The organism is Arthrobacter sp. SPT-J7 (assembly GCF_059089965.1).
The window spans coordinates 1-3374 of the sequence record NZ_JBNHFF010000296.1 but is presented as its reverse complement, the minus strand read 5'-3'; the positions used below and the strand labels follow the sequence as shown (position 1 = coordinate 3374).

The following is a 3374-nucleotide window of genomic DNA, read 5'->3' as shown; positions in this document are numbered from 1 at the left end:
CAACTGCCCGGGCCGGAACCCCCCGCCCGGTGCTGTGATTCCTGCCACGGCGCGGGAAACGGTCCTTGGCGTGACAGCCTGTCGTTATCTTTTGCAGCTGTTTTTGGGCACAATCAATGGCATGACTTCCAGCCCCGCCATGTCCGCTGCCGGCGCCCTCGCTGCAGACCATCCATTGCTGGATGGCCGCACCGCAGACTCGCCGTTGATCACGGCCTACCGGGGCGGAAAGCCATCGCGCCGCCCCGTCTGGTTCATGCGGCAGGCGGGGCGTTCCCTCCCTGAGTACCTCAAGGTCCGCGAAGGCATCGCCATGCTGGACTCCTGCCTGCGCCCAGAGCTCGCCTCGGAGATCACGCTCCAGCCGGTCCGCCGCCACGACGTGGACGCCGGAATCTTTTTCTCCGACATTGTTATTCCGCTCAAACTGGCCGGTGTGGCCGTGGACATTGTGCCCGGCGTGGGCCCGGTCCTGGACAAGCCCGTCCGGACGGCGGCGGACGTTGCCGCCCTGCCCCAGCTGACCTGGGAGGCGCTCGAACCTATCCGCGAAGCGGTCCGCCTCACGGTTGCCCAACTCGGTAAGACCCCCCTGATTGGTTTCGCGGGGGCGCCGTTCACCCTGGCGGCCTACATGGTGGAGGGCAAGCCGTCCCGCGACCACCTCGGACCGCGCACCATGATGCACGCGGACCCGGAGACGTGGCGCGCCCTCGCCAACTGGGCCGCCGACGCATCCGGCATGTTCCTGCAGGCCCAGCTGGAGGCCGGCGCCTCCGCAGCCCAGCTGTTCGACTCATGGGCAGGCTCCCTGGGGCTGGCCGACTACACAAAATTTGTGGCTCCCGCATCCACGCGCGCCCTGGATCATGTAAGGCACCTGGGCGCCCCGCTTATCCACTTCGGCACCGGCACCTCCGAGCTTCTCGTGGCCATGCGGGACGTTGGCGTCGATGTGGTCGGCGTTGACTACCGCCTGCCGCTGGACGAGGCCAACCGCAGGCTGGGCGGATCGGTCCCGCTGCAGGGAAACATCGACCCTGCTCTCCTGTCCGCCCCCTGGGAAATCCTCGAAGCCCACGTCCGCTCGGTAATTGCCGCCGGAGCAGCTGCGCCCGGCCACGTTCTCAACCTGGGCCATGGCGTTCCTCCCGAGACCGATCCTGCCGTCCTCACCCGGGTTGTAGAGCTCATCCATTCCATCTCGCCGGAGTAACCCGTGGCGATTCACCCGGCTGGTATCCCGTCCGCGCTGGTGCTGGGCGGTGGGATCTCAGGCCTCCTTTCCGCTCGGGAGCTGGCCGCTGCCGGGCACCCGGTGACGGTCCTGGAAGCCGGCAGGGAGTGGGGCGGCTGCGTGGGCAGCCATGTTGTAGCCGGCCTAACCCTGGACAGCGGGGCCGAGTCTTTCGCGACGCGGTCCGACGCCGTTGCCGGCCTGGCCGAGGAACTGGGCCTTTCGGACAGGATTGTTGCGCCCCGGCCCGGCGGCGCCTGGGTCCAACTTCCGGACGGCCCCCGGGAACTCCCCAAGACAGGCATCCTGGGGATACCGGCCAACCCCTGGGACCCCGAAGTCCGCAGGTCCCTGGGACTCCTCGGCTCGCTTCGCGCCTCCCTCGACCGGTTCCTCCCTTCGTCCATTGGCACCGCCGCGGAGGTTGTCAGCGTGTCTGCCCTCGTCCGGGCGCGTATGGGACGCCGGGTCCTGGAGCGGCTGGTAGCGCCCGTTGTGGGAGGTGTGCATTCCGCCGACCCGGGTCTCCTCGACGTCGACATGGTGGCTCCCGGACTGCGTGCAGGACTCCGGCAGTACGGCTCCCTTGCCGCCGCTGTCGCATCCCAACGGCGCAACAGCACCGGACCTGCCAAGGCAGGCTCCGCCGTCGCTGGCCTCGAAGGGGGAATGCATACCCTGGTAACTGCGCTGGTCAGCGATCTCCAGGACCGTGGTGTCACGCTCCTGTCCGGAAGGCGCGCAACAACCGTGGCCCGGACATCCGAAGGGTGGCGCGTTGACGCCGCGGGGGGTGGAATGTTCGACGCCGGCCTGCTGGTCGTCGCAGTGGACGGCCCGGCCGCCGTCGGACTGCTCGAAAAGGCAGTGCCGGCAATTGCTGGAATGCAGCCCGGTTCCGGGCCTGACGTGCAGCTCGTCACCCTGGTCCTGCACAAGCCTGAACTGGACCGCCGTCCCCGCGGCACCGGCATCCTCGTTGCCCCTCAAACTCCCGGTATCCAGGCAAAGGCCCTGACTCACGCGACCGGCAAATGGGACTGGCTGGCCGCCGCCGCCGGCTCCGGCACACATGTCATCCGGCTTTCGTATGGACGCGTTGACAGCACCGGCAACCGGCCTGGCGGACCTGATACCAACGACGGGCTCCTGGCAGCGTCGCTTCAGGATGCATCGGCCTTGCTCGGCGTTGGCATCAACAGGCAGGACGTTGTGGAGTGGGACGTGGTGCGGTGGCGTGGCGCCCTGCCCTTTGCCGCCGTCGGACACCGTGCCCGGGTAACGGCCGTCCGGAACGCCTGCAACGCGGTGGGCGGCCTGGCCGTGGTGGGCGGCTGGGTGGCCGGGAATGGACTCGCTGCAGTGGTGTCCGACACGAAGAACCAAATCCGGAATCTGGCCCGCTGAACGTCCTCGCTGGTCAGGCTGGTGGAGGCATGGAAGCAGGGCTCTCCGGGGCCGCCGTTGGGGGCATTGCTGGTTTTCACTTCGCCGCCCGACATGGTTAGTGTCGATGACTATGGTTCACAACAGGTCCGATCTTTCCATGCCCCGGACCGGTATCCATGGGGGACTCCGACGTGGCGCAGCAGCTGCGGCAGTCGGAGCGGTACTGGTTCTCACCACGGGCGTCCCGGCGTCACAAGCAAAAGAGGGAGCGCCCGATCCCGGGGACCCTGCGCCCCCGGCTGCGGACACGTCATCCCTCCCGGTGGTCCCGCTGAAGGGGCAGTCGGGTGAAGTGCGGCAGGATGCGCCCGGCCAGAACCGCGAGGGGAAAAACGGCAATGGCAAGGCTCCTGAGGACAGGAGGAAGGCTGCGGAGTCCGGGCAGCCCGCCAGTCCCAGCCCCAGCCCGGTTGCCACTCCTTCCGCCTCTGCAATCCCGTCAGCCCTGCGTCCCGCTGTGAGGGCCACCCAAAAGCCCGGGGCCCCTTCGGGCACCGCTCCGGCGTCCCCCGTTCCGACATCCAGCGCCCCCGCAGCCAGCACTCCGACAGCCACCCGCTCGGCGACGTCTGCTCCCGCGGCCTCCGCCCATGCATCTTCGGAAACTGCGCCGGGCCTTGCGCCCCCTGTTCCCGTTGCCGTGCCGGAATCGCCAGGCGCCGGTGCCCCGGCAGCCCCGGAAACCTCC

General features: G+C 68.7%; 2 protein-coding genes. Both read left to right on the top strand.

The features are described 5' to 3' along the window. Positions 1 to 121: 121 nt before the first annotated feature. Positions 122 to 1216 carry a uroporphyrinogen decarboxylase gene (gene hemE, locus AC5RWX_RS31590; protein WP_494100136.1) on the top strand — a complete coding sequence of 365 codons (1095 nt, stop codon included), beginning with the start codon at positions 122 to 124 and terminating at the stop codon, positions 1214 to 1216. A 3-nt stretch (positions 1217 to 1219) separates the two neighbouring features. After that, positions 1220 to 2644 (top strand): protoporphyrinogen oxidase, encoded by a 1425-nt coding sequence (gene hemG / locus AC5RWX_RS31585; protein WP_494100135.1) that lies wholly within the window; start codon positions 1220 to 1222, stop codon positions 2642 to 2644. Positions 2645 to 3374 lie beyond the last annotated feature (730 nt).